General features: G+C 63.9%; 1 protein-coding gene. It reads left to right on the top strand.

From position 1 onward, the window contains the following. A partial coding sequence (locus EN893_RS34525) for an OB-fold nucleic acid binding domain-containing protein (RefSeq protein ID WP_245490962.1) occupies positions 1 to 1,255 on the top strand: 1,255 nt, incomplete at both ends.

The following is a 1,255-nucleotide window of genomic DNA, read 5'->3' as shown; positions in this document are numbered from 1 at the left end:
GGCGCGGTCGAGCGTGGCGTCGGCAAGCCGCAAGCCGACTTCATTTTCGACCTGCTGGCCAAGTTCGCCGACTATGGTTTCAACAAATCGCACGCCGCCGCCTATGCGGTGGTTTCGTACCAGACCGCCTATCTCAAGGCGCATTATCCGGTCGAGTTCCTGGCGGCGTCGATGACGCTCGACATGGGCAACACCGATAAGCTCGCCGATTTCCGCCAGGACGCGCTGCGCCTTGGTATCGAGGTTTTGGCGCCTTCGGTGATGTCGAGCTTTCGCCCCTTCGAGGTCGGTGAGAACCGCATCTACTATTCGCTGGCAGCGCTCAAGGGTGTCGGCGACGCTGCGGTCGAGCACATCGTTGCCCAGCGTGGCGAAAAGCCGTTCAAGAACCTCGCCGATTTCTGCGAGCGGGTCGATCCCAAGATCGTCGGCAAGCGTGTCTTCGAAAGCCTGATCATGGCCGGCGCGCTCGATTGCTTCGGCCACGACCGCGCATCGATGATGGCGGGCGTGGAACGCATGATGGGACTGGCGTCGCTGGCGCAGCAGAACGCGGTTTCCGGCCAGCACGACATCTTCGGCGCTTCGCTCGGCGCCCAGTCGCAGGCACTTAATCTGCCGGCGACGGAGCCATGGCTCGCCGCCGACCGGCTGCACCGTGAATTCCAGGTGGTCGGCTTCTATCTCTCGGCGCACCCGCTCGACGAGTACAAGGCAGCCCTGCAGAAGATGCGGGTTCAGACCTGGGCCGAGTTTTCGGCGGCCGTCAAACGCGGTGCCGCCGCCGGCCGTCTGGCCGGCACGGTGACGTCCAAGCAGGAGCGCAAGACGCGCACCGGCAACAAGATGGGCGTTATCGCCTTTTCCGACACATCCGGCCAGTACGAAGCCGTGCTGTTTTCCGAAGGACTGGCGCAATATCGCGATCTGCTCGAGGCCGGCCGCTCCGTGGTCATCACCGTTGCCGCCGAGGACAGGCCGGAAGGCGTCAATCTGCGCATCAACTCGGTGCAGTCGCTGGAGGACGAGGCAAGCCGTATCCAGAAGGCACTTCGCATCTTCGTGCGCAACGCCTCGCCGATCAACACGCTGGCCGGCCAACTGACTGTCAGGGGCGAGGGGCAGGTCAGCTTCGTGCTGATCAAGGACGAAGGCGAGGGCGAAATCGAGATCGAGCTGCCGAACCGCTACCGGATTTCGCCGCAGATCGCTTCGGCGATGCGCGCGGTGCCGGGTGTGGTCGAAGTGGAGCTGG

The sequence above is a fragment of the Mesorhizobium sp. M7A.F.Ca.CA.004.04.2.1 genome, assembly GCF_004022825.1.
In the GTDB taxonomy this organism is placed as follows: Bacteria; Pseudomonadota; Alphaproteobacteria; order Rhizobiales; family Rhizobiaceae; genus Mesorhizobium.
Note: the sequence above shows the minus strand (reverse complement) of the source record. Positions and strands in the feature narration are given on the sequence as shown.